Consider the following 13836-nt stretch of genomic DNA (forward strand, 5'->3'; position numbering starts at 1 on the left):
GTGCGAAGGTGCGTGGGTGCGAGAGTGCGAAGGTGCGAATGTGCGAAGGTGCGAGAGATCGATCGCGAGAGTGCGAGGCCGATGCCTAAGTGTATTTGTGCAGTTATTTGTACGAGATCGAGGCGTTCCATGCGCTCTAGTTGTACTGCGTACATTTAGATAGGTCGATTAGACTCGGTTCAGGCTAATTTCAGCCAACTAATTGCACATATGCACTTAGAAGGAGGTAACACCCTGTGCGGATGAGAATAAGTGTACAAATACACTAAGATACTGGATCAAGCCGTGAAGTCAGCGGGTTGGGGCGACATTCGGCGGGGCGAGCGAGTGACGGGGACGGATCAAGGCGCCGGTGGGCTTATAGTTCGCATGCAGCAGCCGGAAGCGGTGCCGGCGCTCGCCTTGCCTGCAGTGCGAGACGCCGGCGCTCGCCTTGCCTGCGCGCGAGACGCCGGCACTCGCCTTGCCTGCGGCGCAAGACGCCGGCGCTCGCCTTGCCTGCAGTGCGAGACGCCGGCGCTCGCCTTGCCTGCGGCGCGAGACGCCGGCGCTCGCCTTGCCTGCGGCGCGAGACGCCGGCGCTCGCCTTGCCTGCGGCGCGAGACGCCGGCACTCGCCTTGCCTGCGCGCGAGACGCCAATGCTCGCTTTGCCTGCGGCGCAAGACGCCGGTCACTCGCCTTGCCTGCGCAGCGTGAACACCGACAGCTCCGGAACGCTGCCGAAGCGGAAGGGCAGCCGCGTCATGCCGATGCCGCGGTTCACATACAGCAGCAGGTGGCTGCGGCCGGACCGCGGCGGTTGATGGGGGAGGCGGTGACATCCGCGCACGTACTTGCGGCCTTCGGAAGTCCGAATGATCGCCCCTACGAAGGGCAGCGCCACCTGGCCGCCATGGCTGTGGCCGGACAGCTGCACATCGATCGGGTAGGCGACATGGCGGCTGGCGGGATCCGGTTCGTGGCAGAGGAGCAGATGGAAGCCGTGCTTGGACAGAACGGACAGCGCCTTGCGCGGCTTCGGCCGTCCCCGCACGTAATCGTCGAGACCGGAGATGGTGATCGCTTCGCCGCCGGCCAGCGCGATGCGCTTCGTCTCGTTGACGAGCACCGTGAAGCCGCCGGCGGACAGCAGCGGGCCGGAGATGCGGGTGATCTTGTCACGGCCGAAGTCGTGATTGCCGTAGACAGCGAACTTGCCAAGCGGAGCATGAATGCGCTTGAGCAGCGGGATGACGGCGGCGTCCCCTTCAGGCTTTGCGCGGCCGTCGAATAGGTCGCCGGTGAAGACAACGATGTCCGGCTGCAGCGCATTCATCTTGCCGACCAATTGCTCGAAGCGGCGCAAGGAGTGGAAGTACCCGAGGTGGGTGTCGCTGAACTGCACGATTCGCTTGCCTTCGAAGCCGCGGGGCAGCTCGGGCGAGGCGATCTCCAGACGCGTCACGGTTAAGCGCCGCGGGGCGATGAAGCAGGCATAGACAGCCAGCAATAACGCAGCGAGGCATAGAATGATCCAGAGCAGTTCGGCAGCCATTCGAACGCCTCCCCTTCCCCATATTCTCCATATCGTAGCAAAAAAACGCTATCTGCACAAAACTCGTTCTCGCAAGGCGACCGTAGCGCTTCACTTCTATAGCGGTTAAGATAGAGATAGATAGGTTGAGAAGGGAGAGAATGCCATGATCAGAGGCGATCGCATTCACCTCAAGCCGTTGACTGCCGATGACGCAGCGGAACTGCTTCGATTGCAGCTCGATAACCGCGAGTTCTTCGAACCGTTCACCTTGACTCGCGACGAAGACTACTATACGCTGGACGCCCAACTGGAGAGAATCCAGAAGCAGATCGAAGCGAGACTCAATGATCAAGCCTACAGCTTCGGCATTTTCCTGAATCATGACAACAGATTGATTGGAGCGATCAGCCTATTCCAAGTGCTGCGGTCAGCGCTTCAGTCCGCGCTGATCGGCTACGACTTAGACCAGCGGCATAATGGCCAAGGCTACATGACAGAAGCTGCGCGTCTCGTTGTCGATTATGCGTTCGGCGAGCTTGGGCTGCATCGGATCGAGGCAGGCGTCATGCCGCATAATGTTGGCTCCATCCGCGTATTGGAGAAGGCCGGATTCCACAAGGAAGGGATCGCCCGCAAGAACGTCCGGATTAACGGCAAGTGGGAGGACCATCAAGTGCTGGCGATTCTAAATCCGAACGACGAGTAGCTGCATCCATCTTGCGACCTATTAATCCAAGATTAAGAGGAGGCCTCGATTCGATATGGCGCTCATTCATTGTCATTTCTTCTCCGAATCGTTGGGCATTAGCACGTCCATGACCGTCATTCTGCCGCAGCAGACGAGCGGACAGATCGGCATGAGCGGCTGGTCTGGCGGCGGCAAGCACCCGGCTTTGTACTTGCTTCACGGCTTCTCGGACGACGATACGATCTGGACGCGTCGAACGTCCATCGAGCGCTATGTCGCGGAGCTCGGCTTAGCCGTCGTCATGCCGAACGTCCACAAGAGTTTCTATGCGGACATGGCGTACGGCGACCGCTACTGGACGTTCCTGTCGGAGGAGCTGCCGGCTGTCGCGCGCTCGTTCTTCCCGCTGTCGGACAAGCGCGAGGACAACTTCGTCGCGGGACTGTCGATGGGCGGCTACGGCGCGTTCAAGTGGGCGCTGCGCCATCCGGACCGGTTCGCGGCGGCGGCCAGCCTGTCGGGCGCGCTCGATCTGGCGGAGCACATGGCCCAGGCGGCGGACACATCGATGAACCGCGTGTTCAAGCTTATTTTCGGAGATCGGGAGATTCGAGGGACGGAGGACGACTTGCTCTGGCTGCTGGAGCAGAGCGGGAAGACGGAAGGCTTGATGCCGGCGTTGTTCCAGAGCTGCGGCACGGAAGATTTTCTATATGAAGACAACGTGGCCTTCCGGGAGAAGCTCGCGAGCGTCGGCTATCCTTCCGCTTATGTATATGAGGAGCATCCGGGCGCCCATACGTGGGAATATTGGGACGAACATATCCAGCGGGCTCTGCGATTCTTCATGGAGCAGCGCGACGGCTGACGAAGGGATAAGTGTACATGTCGAAAATACAAAAGCCGAAGCCGCCGGCGGAACCGCCGCGCTTCGCCGAACCGCTCCCCGGCATCGAATGGCCGGAGGAGCTGACGGATGACGCCATCGTGGAAGGAGGCACGATTAGCGGAGGGGAAGTGGCCGGGCAGACGGCGAACCGCGTCTCGCTGCGGCGCCTCGTGTTCGAGCGGGTGACGTTCACGGACAATGACCTGACCCGGCTGGAGCTGAGCGATGTCATCTTCGACCATTGCGACCTGTCGAATGCGCAGTTCAGCGGCGCGGCGATCCACCGGGCAGTGTTCCGCGATTGCAAGATCATGGGGATCGATCTATCCGATACGCTGCTGCGGGACGTCCGGTTCGAGGAATGCTATGGCGACTACGCTAATCTGCGCTTCGCCGATCTGAAGCATGCGGTGTTCGAGACGTGCTCGCTGAACAACGCCGACTTCTATGGCTCGGCGTTCCAGAAGGTGCACTTCCAGCGGTCGAAGCTCGATCATGCGCAGTTCACGGGCACGAAGCTCGAAGGCATCGACCTGAGCGATTGCGAGTTCGACACGCTGCTGGCGGAGCCGGACAATGTGCGCGGCTGCATCATCTCGCTCGGCCAAGCGACGGCGTTCCTGCCGCTGCTCGGGGTGGTCGTGAAGGAATAAGGGTGTATCGTACAATGAGTAACGGGATTTTTATCGAAAATAAATCTCTTTGAATGTCGAAATCGAAGCTCCCGAATCGACATGATAACGAAACCAAATTCCAATAGGGTTCAATAGGGAGGCGTTATCGAATGAATTACACTTTGATGTTTTACGAGAATCAGGAGGACTTCGCGGCAAGGAAGGATCCTGCCAGACAGCAAGACTACCTGGCGGGCTGGTCGCACTATGTCCATGCTCTGCGCGAGGCCGGGATTGTCGTATTCGGCTCGGGACTTCATGCTCCCGAGACGGCCGCCACGATGAAGCGCCGGGGCGGGGAGATGTCTGTTCAGGACGGACCGTTCCCTGAGACCAAGGAGCAGCTCGGCGGGATCTTCGTCATTGATGTGCCGGACATCGACTCCGCATTAGAGTGGGCTGCCAGAGGGCCTGTCGATACGGTTGAGGTCAGACAGAACATTCCCGCGCTGAAGTAATCGTTCGATGGACACACGTCAGGTCATTGAAGAGACGGCCCGTGATGCGTATAGTAGATTGCTCTCCTACTTGGCCGTCAATTGGCGGGATCTGCAGGCGGTAGAGGATGCCATTGGCGATGCCTTTCTCGCTGCGGTGGAGACTTGGCCGAAGTCCGGCGTTCCGGACAAGCCTGAGGCGTGGCTGGTTACGGCTGCCCGAAGGCGGCTTATCGACCGTGCCCGCCGAACCCGTATATCCGATCGCGCGCTGCCGACACTGCTAGCCATGTCCGAGGATACGCAGCGTCTGACGACTTCGAACGCTGCCTTCCCGGACGAACGGCTGAGGATGATGTTCCTCTGTACGCATCCGGCTATTGATCCAGCAATGCGTACGCCGCTTATGCTGCAGACGGTGCTGGGAATCGATGCCGCTCGAATCGCGTCTGCCTTCATCGTCAAGCCCTCAACCATGAGCCAGCGCCTGACTCGGGCAAAGGCCAAGATCCGATCGGATCGCCTTACTTTCGAGATGCCGGATGCTGAGGAGATTCCGGAACGTCTCGATTCCGTCCTGGAGGCTATCTATGCCGCTTACGGAAGCGGGTGGGACGAAGCGGCCATGCCCGATTCGCCCCGCAGGAAGTTGACGGATGAAGCGATCTATTTAACCAAGCTGCTTCTCCCGTTCGCCCCGCGCGAACCGGAGGTTTACGGCTTGTTGGCGCTCATGCTGCATTGCGAAGCGCGCCGCGAGGCGCGGCACGATGACGAGGGGAACTATGTTCCCCTCTCGGAGCAGCAATGTACGCGATGGGATCAAGGCTTGATGCTGGAGGCGGAACGTTATCTGCATCTGGCCTCGCAAGCAGGCGGAATGGGCCGATATCAACTGATGGCGGCGGTTCAGTCGGTGCATGCGCAGCGCTTGCGGACTGGACGTATCGAGTGGGAGGCGATTGCTCAGTTATACGAGGGCCTCGTTCGCTTACACCCCACGCTAGGCGCATTAGTCGGCCGAGCCGCCGCAGTCGCGGAAGCTTATGGAGCGGAGAGCGGTATTGCCTGCCTGGAAGCTATTCCATCTGCGGAAGTAGTAAGCTATCAGCCGTATTGGGCGCTCGCCGGTCATCTGTACAAGCGGACGCATCGAGAAGAAGACGCCCATTCTGCTTACAGCCGAGCTATCGGACTTAGCACAGATGTCGCGGTTCGGCAATATCTAAGCCGCCAAGCTTCCGAGATTTAACCTGTTCGGATCAACGCTTATGCTCGCGGAGCCGAGCCGGGAACAACCAAACAGCGATGCCAAGGTCGATAGCCTTGCATCGCTGTTTTTGGGTTGGCCCGTTGCAGCGCCCGAAGCGCCTGATACTCGCCAAAGAGGGTAATCAGGTTACCTGCATTAGAGCCTCACCGAGTTGTCGGCTCAACCCTCTCTCACCCGAACCAAGGCACGATCCACGGCGCGACGCACAGCGTCACGAACGCCGTGAAGATCATCGCGATGCTCGCGACCGAGCCGGTGACGGCGTCATACTCCAGCGCCTTGCTGATACCGGCCGAGTGCGCGCTCGTGCCGAACAGCACGCCGCGCGCGACCGGGCTGCGCATCCGCAGGCCGCGGACAATCAATGGTCCCATCACGAGGCCGAGCACGCCCGTGAACAGCGTCGCGACCGCGGTGATGGTCGGGATGCCGCCGATCATGTCCGCGATCGACAGCGCGATCGGCGTCGTGGACGACCTCGGCGCGAGGCTGTCCGTCACGTCCGTCGGCAAGCGGAACAGCTGCGCCAGCTCCACGGACGTGACAATCGCGGCGACAGCGCCGCAGCCCGCGCCGGCTGCGATCGCAAGCGCATGCTTGCGCAGCACGTCCATATGCTTGTAGAGCGTGACCGCCAGCGCGATCGTTGCCGGTTCGACCATGTCGCTAAGCAATTCCGCGCCATGGTCATACGAAGCGAACGACACGCCGAACAGCTTCAGCGCAATGATTAGAATAATCGGCGTGACGAGCAGCGGCGTTAGGTAGATTTTCGGAACTCTCTTATATAGGCGCTTCGCGGCGAAGTACACGGCAACCGTCACGCAGAACCAGAGAACGGCGCTCATGCGCCCACCTTCCCTTCGGACCCCGCCGCTTTAGCGGGGTTTGCTCCATTAGCAGCAATCCGATTAGCAGCAATCGCGCCACTCGCAGCAATTGCTGCATTCGCGGTTCTTGCGTCATTCGCCGCTCCCGATCCAATCGCTGCCCCCGCGCCATCCACGGCCCTCGCGGCAATCCGTTCGCCGATCCAGCCGGCGCATGCCATGACGGCCGCCGTGCTGACGATAATCGTAATCGCGATTTGCCAGCCGCTGCTGGCGACCAAGCTGCCGTAATTGACAATGCCCACCGCGGCCGGGATGAAGAACAGCAGCATCTCGCCGAGCAGCCACTTCGAGCCCCGGTCGATCCAGCTAAGCCGAATCCAGCCCAGCTTCAGCAGCGCGAACAGCATCGCGATGCCAAGAATGCTGCCGGGAATCGGCAGGCGAAGCCAATCCACTAGCGCATCGGCGATCCGGGCGACAACGATATAGAAGACGACCTGGCAGGCCGTTATCCCCCATTTTCTCATGAGCAGGTTCCCCTTCTTTCTCTATTGCAAGTATAGGCCGTTGCACATCATTCGTAAAATGAATATATTGAATATATTACATTCCATATATCTATGATTGGAGCGCGATGAATGGACATCCGCCATCTGCAATGCATCACCGAGATTGTGCGCCTCAGCAGCTTCACCAGAGCCGCCGAATCGATGCACGTCACGCAGCCGACGATCAGCAAGATGATCAAAGGCCTCGAGAACGAGCTGAACGTAGAGATCTTCGTCCGCGACGGCAAGCAGGTGAAGCTGACGGACGCCGGCGAAGCGATCGTGCGGCACGCGGGCCCGATTCTGCAGCTGTTCGACGGCTTGCGAACGGAGCTGAACGACATCACCTACTTGAACAAAGGCTCCATCCGGATCGGCCTGCCGCCGATGGCCGGCTCAAGCTTCTTCCCGCCCGTGTTCAAGCAGTTCCAAGAGCGTTACCCGGGCATCCGCATCCGCATGTTCGAGAACGGCGCTGTCAAGATCGGGGAGGACCTGGCGGCCGGCAGACTGGACGTCGGCGTCGTGCTGCTGCCGATTAATTCCGAGGTGTTCGATTCGTTCCCAATCGTGCAGGATCGGCTGAAGGTTGTCCTTCCGAAGGCGCATCGGCTGGCGGATCGCCGCCGAATCGAGTTGGCGGAGCTGGCGGACGAGCCGTTCATTCTGTTCGACAACGACTTCGCGCTGCACGAGCGGATTCTGGCTGAGTGCCGCGCCATCGGATTCGAGCCGCGCGTCGCGTACGAGAGCTCGCAGTGGGACTTCATCGGCGAGATGGCCGGCGAAGGGCTCGGCGTGGCGATGCTGCCCGATTCGATCTGCCGTTCGCTTAATCCGGACAAGGCGAGGGCCGTGCCGCTGGTGAACCCGATCATCCCTTGGGAGCTGGTCATGGCATGGCGGCGCGAAGGCTATCTATCGCTGGCAGCGAGGGAGTGGATTCGGTTCACGCGGAAGCTGTTCACACAATCTTCCTTATGATTGTGACCCAAGTTATAGTAATATGGGTCATCATACATCAGAGGGGGAGAGGGTATGCCGCAGCTATCGCGCAAACATACAATCCTCTATTTAACGTTTCTTGTCCTTATGTGGGGGGTCAACTGGCCCCTGTCCAAATATGCGCTCGACTTCACCCCGCCGATCCTGTTCGCAGGTCTTCGGACGTTCATCGGCGGCTTGCTGCTCATCGCGATCGCCGTGCCGCGCTGGCGGCAGCTGAGGCTGCGGGAGACGTGGCATATTTATCTTCTGTCAGCGTTTCTAAGCATTGTGTTCTACTACGGCTTCCAGACGATTGGCTTGCAATACCTGCCTGCCGGGCTGTTCTCGGCGATTGTGTTCCTGCAGCCGGTGCTCGTCGGTTTGTTCGCGTGGGTATGGCTGGGCGAGCAGATGTACGGTCGGAAAATGTTCGGTCTCCTCGTCGGCTTCGCCGGCGTCGCGGCGATGAGCCTTGGCGGACTGGAAGGCGGCGTCTCCTGGGCCGGAATCGCGCTTGCGCTCGCTTCGGCGCTTAGCTGGGCGCTCGGGACGATCTTCGTGAAGCGCACCTCCGTCAAGGTCGATTCGCTCTGGATGACCGCCATGCAGATTACGATCGGCGGCATCGTCATGCTCGGCTATGGCTCGGCGACGGAGAATTGGTCCGCGATCCATTGGACGGAGTCGTTCGTGCTGGACACGCTGTTCATCTCGATCTTCGTCATTGCGCTCGGCTGGCTCGTCTACTTCAAGCTGATCGGCTCGGGCGAAGCGTCAACAGTCGCCTCGTTCACGTTTCTCATTCCGGTCGTCTCGATCATCTGCAGCGTTCTGTTCCTGAACGAGCACGTCACGCTTAATCTGGCAGCCGGCTTGTTGCTCATCGTCATCAGCATTCTGCTCGTGAACGTGAAGCCGAAGCGGCTGAAGAGCGCGTCCTGAAGCTTGGGTATGGTAGAATAAGGACATACAGCTCCAGTCAGCGGACAAGAAGGAGATTAAGCGCATGGGGAAATACTACGTGGTATGGGCAGGGGCTAACCCGGGCATCTACGGAACCTGGCCGGAATGCCAGGCGCAGGTGAAGGGCATCGTCGATGCCAAGTACAAGTCCTATCCGACGCGTGAAGAAGCGGAGCGCGCCTTCCGCGAAGGCTGGAAGAAGCATTGGGGACGAGGGAAGAAGCCTTCGGCATCGACGGGTGTCAAGCCGGGAACAGCCGCTTCGGCGGAAGCGATTGACTACGACAGCATCTCGGTGGACGTCGGGACGCGCGGCAACCCCGGTCCGGTCGAATACAAGGGCGTCGATACGCGCACCGGCGAAGTGATCTTCGAGCGCGGGCCGATCCCGAACGGCACCAACAACTTGGGCGAATTCCTCGCTATCGTGCACGCGCTCGCTTACCTGAAGCAGCAGGGCAGCGCGAAGACCGTCTACAGCGATTCGCGGACGGCGCTTAAGTGGGTGCGGACGAAGCAGGTGGCGACGAACCTTCCGCGCAACGACTCGACGAAGGAGATCTGGGCGCTTGTCGATCGGGCGATCAGCTGGCTGCAGGTCAACTCCTACCCGAACAAGGTGCTCAAGTGGGAGACGGATTCGTGGGGCGAGATTAAGGCGGACTACGGCCGCAAATAGATTCTCAATTGCACGAGCAGCGCCGGGACCTTCAGGTCCCGGCGCTGTTTGGCATATGACGAAGTTTTCTCATAACAGATACTCGTCTTCGAAGAGCCTCTCTCTACCCTCGCATGTCATCTATATCGGTTCCTTATAGAACCTATAAATTCATTTTGATTGAAAGTTTCACCTGCTCATGTTAACTTTAACTCCATATACGACAAGAATAGTCGGGATTAACGTCTATTGTATTAGGATAACCGAGCGAGGTGTTGGATTGGTGCTACAAGTGACGAACAGTCCGTTTCAACAAGACCAGGTGGAGCTGCTGAACCGGCTGCTGCCTACGCTGACAGATGGGCAGCGCATATGGCTAAGCGGCTACCTGTCGGCGCTGGCTGGCGCGGCCGGGGCGGGCGCAGCCGTTCAGTTTGCAGGCCAGACAGCGCAGATCTCGTCTGCTGCGCCCAACGCACGGCAAGAAGCGACGGTGGTGTTCGGCTCGCAGACCGGCAACAGCCAGAAGCTGGCCAAGAAGCTGTCCGGGAAGCTTCAGGAGCGGGGACTTGCGGTTACGCTGTCTTCCATGAGCGACTTCAAGCCGAACACGCTGAAGAAGGTCCAGCAGCTGTTCGTCGTCGTCAGCACGCACGGCGAAGGGGATCCGCCCGATAACGCGATCTCCTTCTACGAATTCCTGCACAGCAAGCGCGCGCCGCAATTGGACGGCATGCCGTTCTCCGTGCTCGCGCTTGGCGACACCTCCTATGAATTCTTCTGCAAGACCGGCCAAGACTTCGACAAGCGTCTCGAAGAGCTCGGCGGCCGCCGTCTCGCGCCGCGCGTCGATTGCGATGTCGACTTCGAGGATTCAGCCGAGCAGTGGATTGCCAGCGTGCTGGCTGCGCTTGCGGAGCAGCAGGGCACAGCCGCGCCAACCGGCGCGAGCATCGACTCAGCCGCACAGGGATCAATCCAAAGCGCAACCGAATCCGTATCTGAATATTCCCGGTCCAACCCGTTCCAAGCGACGGTGCTCGAGAATCTTAACCTGAACGGCCGCGGCGCAGACAAAGAGACGCGTCATGTGGAGCTGTCTCTGGAGGGCTCCGGTCTGAAGTATGAACCGGGCGACAGCCTGGGCATCTACCCCGAGAATCATCCGCGTCTGGTAGACGAGCTGATCGCCGCGCTTGGCTTGCAGCCGGAGGAGCCGGTCACGCTGCCGAAGAACGGCGAGGTTCGTTCGCTTCGCGAAGCGCTCTCTTATTATTACGAGATTACCGTGCTGACGAAGCCGCTCATCGAGCAGGCCGCGAAGCTGTTCCCCAGCACCAGTCTGCAGGAGCTGGCGGCCGCTGAACATGCGCAGCAGCTGCGCGAGTATATCAAAGGCCGGGATCTGCTCGATCTCGTGCAGGATTACAGTTTGAAGGACGTCTCCGCGCAATCGTTCGTCTCGCTCCTTCGCCGTATGCCGCCTCGGCTCTACTCGATCTCGAGCAGTCCGAGCGCTTATCCGGAAGAGGTGCATCTGACGGTTCGCAAGGTGGAATACGAGTCGTACGGCCGCCAGCGTTACGGCGTCTGCTCGACGCAGCTGTCCGAGCGGCTGGAGCCTGGGCAGACGCTGCCGGTATTCGTGCAGGACAACCCGAACTTCAAGCTGCCGGCGAATCCGGATACGCCGATCATCATGATCGGTCCGGGCACAGGCGTCGCGCCATTCCGTGCGTTCCTGGGCGAGCGCGAAGAGACGGGCGCGCCGGGCAAGACATGGCTGTTCTACGGGGATCAGCACTTCTCCTCGGACTTCCTGTACCAGATCGAATGGCAGCGCTGGCTGAAGGACGGCATGCTGACGCGGATGGACGTCGCCTTCTCCCGCGATACGGAGCAGAAGGTGTACGTGCAGCATCGGATGCTGGAGAAGAGCAAGGAGCTCTATCAATGGCTGCAGGAAGGCGCGGCTGTCTACGTCTGCGGCGACGAGAAGAGGATGGCCCACGACGTGCAGGAGACGCTGCTCGCGATTGTTCGGCAAGAAGGCGGCTTGAGCGAGGAAGAGGCCGCTGATTATCTGGCCCGTATGCAGCAGGAGAAGCGTTATCAGCGTGACGTGTACTAAGCCGCAGGCTAAGACAACGAGGAGGCAGAACGATGTCCGACAATAATTTGTTGTCGCGCAACAGCGCGCCGCATAGCGACGTGGAGGATATTAAGCGCCGCAGCGATTACTTGCGGGGGACGCTGAGAGAGTCGCTCGAGGATCGAATCACCGGATCGATCTCGGAGGACGACAATCGGCTCATGAAGTTCCACGGCAGCTATATGCAGGACGACCGGGACGTCCGCAACGAACGGCAGAAGTCGAAGCTGGAGCCGGCGTACCAGTTCATGGTGCGCGTCCGTGCGCCGGGCGGCGTCGTGACAGCGAAGCAGTGGCTCATGATGGACCGAATCGCTAAGAAGTACGCGAACGGCACGATCCGTCTGACGACGCGGCAGTCGTTCCAACTGCACGGCGTGCTGAAGTGGAACATGAAGAGCGTCATCCAAGAGGTTCACGAGGAGCTGCTCACCACGCTCGCCGCCTGCGGCGACGTTAACCGCAACGTGATGGCGAACCCGAACCCGTATCAGTCGGAGCTGCACGAGCAGGTGTACGAGTGGGCGGAGAAGCTAAGCCGTCACCTCGAGCCGCAGACGCGAGCTTATCATGAGATCTGGCTGGACGAGGAGAAGGTCGCGGACAGCCGGGAAGGCGAAGAGCAAGAGCCGATCTACGGCAAGGTGTACCTGCCTCGGAAGTTCAAGATCGGCATCGCGGTGCCGCCGGCGAACGAAGTGGATGTCTTCTCGCAGGATCTGGGCCTCATTGCGATCGAGGAGAACGGCAAGCTCGTCGGCTTCAACGTCGCCGTCGGCGGCGGCATGGGCATGACGCACGGCGATCCGAAGACGTATCCTCAGCTTGGCCGGATCGTTGGCTTCGCGACGCCGGACCAAGTGGTTGACGTGGCGGAGAAGACCGTGACGATCCAGCGGGATTACGGCGATCGGTCGGTGCGCAAGCATGCGCGCTTCAAGTACACGATCGACGACCGCGGACTGGAGTGGTTCAAGGACGAGCTGCACCGCCGGTTAGGCTGGGAGCTGCAGCCGGCTCGCCCGTTCCAGTTCGAACACAACGGCGACCGTTACGGCTGGGTGAAGGGCAGCAACGGCAAATGGCACTATACGCTGTTCATTCAGAACGGCCGGGTGAAGGACGAGGACGGCTATCGCCTGATGACCGGTCTGCGGGAGATCGCGCAGGCGCATAGCGGCGACTTCCGTCTGACACCGAACCAGAACCTTATCATTGGCAACGTATCGTCGCAGAAGAAGCGCAAGATCGAGCAATTGATCGAAGAGTACGGCTTGACGGACGGTGCGGCTTACTCCGCGCTGCGGAGGAACTCGATGGCTTGCGTCGCGTTGCCGACGTGCGGTCTGGCGATGGCGGAATCGGAGCGGTACCTGCCGACGCTTCTGGAGAAGATTGAGACGATTCTCGAAGAAGCGGGACTGCGGGAAGAAGAGATCGTCATCCGCATGACCGGATGTCCGAACGGCTGCGCGCGGCCGGCGCTGGCGGAACTCGCCTTCATCGGCAAGGCGCCGGGCAAGTACAACATGTACTTGGGCGGCGGCTTCGCCGGCGAGCGGCTGAACAAGCTGTACCGCGAGAATATCGGAGAAGCCGAGATCTTAAGCGAGCTGCGGCCGATTCTGAACCGCTACGCGCAGGAACGCCGGGACGGCGAACACTTCGGCGACTTCTGCATCAGGGCAGGCTATGTGAAGGAAGTCCACTCGGGACTCGATTTTCACGCATAAGTTGGGAGAAGAGGCCAAGGAGCTGCGGGACAGCTTCTTGGCTTTTTTTGCGATTGGGACTTTCCGAATGGATTGGAAATATTTATGATGGATAGGGCGGTAATAAAGTACCTGAGGCGGTCGTGATGAACATCGTCTATCGAGAAGCCGTACATTCTGACAGCCCCGAAATCGCGAGACTCTCGCACCAATTAGGCTATCCGGCGGCGGATGAGATCGAGCAGCGCTTAGTGTTCAACAAGGAACTGAACTGATCATATGGACGATACGATAAGTACGGAGGAACATGAACGTCATGAACGGGCAATTTCTAGCCAGTGTCATCCTGATTTTTCTGGGGCTATGCTTCATAGCTGTATCCGCTATGCTTCTCACGAAGGACAAGAAGAAGCCGGGATATGGCTTTCTAACTCTCGGCGTATTGCTCGCTTGCGCATCGATTATTCTGATTCTTGCGATTGATACAGGCCATGCCTAGACATCG

At 59.8% G+C, this 13836-nt stretch carries 16 protein-coding genes; 12 read left to right on the forward strand and 4 right to left on the reverse strand.

The genetic code is table 11. The features are described 5' to 3' along the window. Positions 1-291: 291 nt before the first annotated feature. Positions 292-675, reverse strand: a complete 384-nt coding sequence (locus H4Q31_RS06260) for a hypothetical protein (RefSeq protein ID WP_185178215.1) — start codon at positions 673-675, stop codon at positions 292-294. After that, positions 672-1535 (reverse strand): metallophosphoesterase, encoded by an 864-nt coding sequence (locus H4Q31_RS06265; protein ID WP_185178216.1) that lies wholly within the window; start codon positions 1533-1535, stop codon positions 672-674. Before H4Q31_RS06265 ends, H4Q31_RS06260 begins: the two co-directional genes overlap by 4 nt. A 145-nt stretch (positions 1536-1680) precedes the next feature. Between H4Q31_RS06265 and H4Q31_RS06270 the strand changes: the two genes are divergently transcribed. From H4Q31_RS06270 to H4Q31_RS06290, 5 genes are all read left to right on the forward strand, one after another. Then, entirely contained in the window at positions 1681-2223 is a 543-nt protein-coding gene (locus H4Q31_RS06270; RefSeq protein WP_185178217.1) for a GNAT family N-acetyltransferase, read from the forward strand. A gap of 55 nt (positions 2224-2278) precedes the next feature. Further along, positions 2279-3073, forward strand: coding sequence for an alpha/beta hydrolase (locus tag H4Q31_RS06275; RefSeq protein WP_185178218.1), 795 nt, complete (start codon positions 2279-2281; stop codon positions 3071-3073). A 17-nt stretch (positions 3074-3090) separates the two neighbouring features. Then, entirely contained in the window at positions 3091-3747 is a 657-nt protein-coding gene (locus H4Q31_RS06280) for a pentapeptide repeat-containing protein (protein ID WP_185178219.1), read from the forward strand. Positions 3748-3878: 131 nt separating this feature from the next. Next, positions 3879-4226: a YciI family protein gene (locus tag H4Q31_RS06285; protein WP_185178220.1), complete on the forward strand. Its 348-nt coding sequence runs from the start codon at positions 3879-3881 to the stop codon at positions 4224-4226. Positions 4227-4233: 7 nt separating this feature from the next. Beyond that, complete coding sequence (locus H4Q31_RS06290; protein WP_185178221.1) at positions 4234-5457, forward strand: RNA polymerase sigma factor; 1224 nt, start codon at positions 4234-4236, stop codon at positions 5455-5457. Between the two features lie 191 nt (positions 5458-5648). Here H4Q31_RS06290 and H4Q31_RS06295 read toward each other — a convergent pair whose 3' ends face one another. After that, positions 5649-6326, reverse strand: coding sequence for an LrgB family protein (locus tag H4Q31_RS06295; protein WP_185178222.1), 678 nt, complete (start codon positions 6324-6326; stop codon positions 5649-5651). Next, positions 6323-6838, reverse strand: a complete 516-nt coding sequence (locus H4Q31_RS06300) for a CidA/LrgA family protein (RefSeq protein WP_185178223.1) — start codon at positions 6836-6838, stop codon at positions 6323-6325. The genes H4Q31_RS06295 and H4Q31_RS06300 overlap by 4 nt, the downstream gene beginning before the upstream one ends. Positions 6839-6949: 111 nt before the next feature. Here H4Q31_RS06300 and H4Q31_RS06305 point away from each other — a divergent pair, with 111 nt between their 5' ends. From H4Q31_RS06305 to H4Q31_RS06335, 7 genes are all read left to right on the forward strand, one after another. After that, positions 6950-7843: a LysR family transcriptional regulator gene (locus H4Q31_RS06305; RefSeq protein WP_185178224.1), complete on the forward strand. Its 894-nt coding sequence runs from the start codon at positions 6950-6952 to the stop codon at positions 7841-7843. Between the two features lie 54 nt (positions 7844-7897). Continuing rightward, positions 7898-8788, forward strand: coding sequence for a DMT family transporter (locus H4Q31_RS06310; protein ID WP_185178225.1), 891 nt, complete (start codon positions 7898-7900; stop codon positions 8786-8788). 64 nt (positions 8789-8852) lie between these two features. After that, on the forward strand, positions 8853-9488 hold the full coding sequence (gene rnhA, locus H4Q31_RS06315; protein ID WP_185178226.1) for a ribonuclease H: 636 nt from the start codon (positions 8853-8855) through the stop codon (positions 9486-9488). A 259-nt stretch (positions 9489-9747) separates the two neighbouring features. Next, on the forward strand, positions 9748-11598 hold the full coding sequence (locus H4Q31_RS06320; protein ID WP_185178227.1) for an assimilatory sulfite reductase (NADPH) flavoprotein subunit: 1851 nt from the start codon (positions 9748-9750) through the stop codon (positions 11596-11598). A gap of 32 nt (positions 11599-11630) precedes the next feature. Continuing rightward, on the forward strand, positions 11631-13352 hold the full coding sequence (gene cysI, locus H4Q31_RS06325; protein WP_185178228.1) for an assimilatory sulfite reductase (NADPH) hemoprotein subunit: 1722 nt from the start codon (positions 11631-11633) through the stop codon (positions 13350-13352). A gap of 125 nt (positions 13353-13477) precedes the next feature. Next, positions 13478-13606, forward strand: coding sequence for a hypothetical protein (locus H4Q31_RS21565; protein ID WP_260440110.1), 129 nt, complete (start codon positions 13478-13480; stop codon positions 13604-13606). Positions 13607-13647: 41 nt separating this feature from the next. Continuing rightward, entirely contained in the window at positions 13648-13830 is a 183-nt protein-coding gene (locus H4Q31_RS06335) for a hypothetical protein (RefSeq protein WP_185178229.1), read from the forward strand. Positions 13831-13836: the final 6 nt, after the last annotated feature.

This window comes from Cohnella lubricantis, from assembly GCF_014212015.1.
Lineage (GTDB): Bacteria > Bacillota > Bacilli > Paenibacillales > Paenibacillaceae > Cohnella > Cohnella lubricantis.

Excerpts from the sequence above, each read along its gene's own strand:
- H4Q31_RS06265 (WP_185178216.1), bottom strand. The coding sequence starts at position 1,535 with ATGGCTGCCGAACTGCTCTGGATCATTCTATGCCTCGCTGCGTTATTG.
- H4Q31_RS06270 (WP_185178217.1), top strand. The coding sequence starts at position 1,681 with ATGATCAGAGGCGATCGCATTCACCTCAAGCCGTTGACTGCCGATGAC.
- H4Q31_RS06275 (WP_185178218.1), top strand. The coding sequence starts at position 2,279 with ATGGCGCTCATTCATTGTCATTTCTTCTCCGAATCGTTGGGCATTAGC.
- H4Q31_RS06280 (WP_185178219.1), top strand. The coding sequence starts at position 3,091 with ATGTCGAAAATACAAAAGCCGAAGCCGCCGGCGGAACCGCCGCGCTTC.
- H4Q31_RS06285 (WP_185178220.1), top strand. The coding sequence starts at position 3,879 with ATGAATTACACTTTGATGTTTTACGAGAATCAGGAGGACTTCGCGGCA.
- H4Q31_RS06290 (WP_185178221.1), top strand. The coding sequence starts at position 4,234 with ATGGACACACGTCAGGTCATTGAAGAGACGGCCCGTGATGCGTATAGT.
- H4Q31_RS06295 (WP_185178222.1), bottom strand. The coding sequence starts at position 6,326 with ATGAGCGCCGTTCTCTGGTTCTGCGTGACGGTTGCCGTGTACTTCGCC.
- H4Q31_RS06300 (WP_185178223.1), bottom strand. The coding sequence starts at position 6,838 with ATGAGAAAATGGGGGATAACGGCCTGCCAGGTCGTCTTCTATATCGTT.
- H4Q31_RS06305 (WP_185178224.1), top strand. The coding sequence starts at position 6,950 with ATGGACATCCGCCATCTGCAATGCATCACCGAGATTGTGCGCCTCAGC.
- H4Q31_RS06310 (WP_185178225.1), top strand. The coding sequence starts at position 7,898 with ATGCCGCAGCTATCGCGCAAACATACAATCCTCTATTTAACGTTTCTT.
- rnhA (WP_185178226.1), top strand. The coding sequence starts at position 8,853 with ATGGGGAAATACTACGTGGTATGGGCAGGGGCTAACCCGGGCATCTAC.
- cysI (WP_185178228.1), top strand. The coding sequence starts at position 11,631 with ATGTCCGACAATAATTTGTTGTCGCGCAACAGCGCGCCGCATAGCGAC.
- H4Q31_RS21565 (WP_260440110.1), top strand. The coding sequence starts at position 13,478 with ATGAACATCGTCTATCGAGAAGCCGTACATTCTGACAGCCCCGAAATC.
- H4Q31_RS06335 (WP_185178229.1), top strand. The coding sequence starts at position 13,648 with ATGAACGGGCAATTTCTAGCCAGTGTCATCCTGATTTTTCTGGGGCTA.